The organism is Bartonella sp. CE47NXGY, assembly GCF_042195415.1.
GTDB lineage: Bacteria > Pseudomonadota > Alphaproteobacteria > Rhizobiales > Rhizobiaceae > Bartonella.
In genome coordinates this window covers 1-637 of sequence record NZ_JBHIOI010000251.1, presented here as the reverse complement: position 1 = coordinate 637, position 637 = coordinate 1, and the positions used below count along the sequence as shown (strand labels likewise).

Genomic DNA, 637 nt, shown 5'->3' with positions numbered 1-637 from the left:
TCAACCAAATCGTTTGTTTCTAAATTTTCAAAATCAATTTCTCTTTTTGATAAAATAATATTTTTATTTTTTTTGTTATTGTTATTGTTAATGTTATTGTGCATTTCCAAGCATTGCTCGTGCATTGCGTATGCATTGCTTGTGCATTGCTCATGCATTGCACGTGCATCATCATTACTTTTATCTTTGTTTTTATCCCATCTAGCTTTTGCTGCTTTTGAAGCCTTTTCCGAAGCTTTATCTAAATTCTCATTAGAGTTATTGAGTTCTTCCTCAACATCTAAATTCCACAAGCGACCATCTGCTAAACGAATGAGATATCCTTCTTCAAGCAAAACATTCAGTGCCGCTTCAAACTTCTTCACTGAATAACCAGTGTAATGAGATAAAACTTTAATATTATAAAAAAGAGGTTCACCAGTACGCAACATACGTAACCGTAATCGCATATAGATATTGCCCTCTACAGCAGGCAAATAATCAACAACAATTGCCCACTGGTCTGCAAAAAGCCTCGTCCATGGCAACTTAGTTGACATACTTCACCTCCCTTTCTTTATTATTATTGCAAGTGAAATTATCTAGCTCTTCAGTGACGTTATTGAGTTCTTTTTCAACTTCTGAATTCCACAACCCA

General features: G+C 34.7%; 1 protein-coding gene. It reads right to left on the bottom strand.

The window, feature by feature from the left end; all coding sequences use genetic code 11:
* On the bottom strand, positions 1-539 hold a 539-nt coding region (locus ACFIL3_RS10930), incomplete at its 3' end, for a DUF1376 domain-containing protein (protein WP_375682290.1).
* Positions 540-637: the final 98 nt, after the last annotated feature.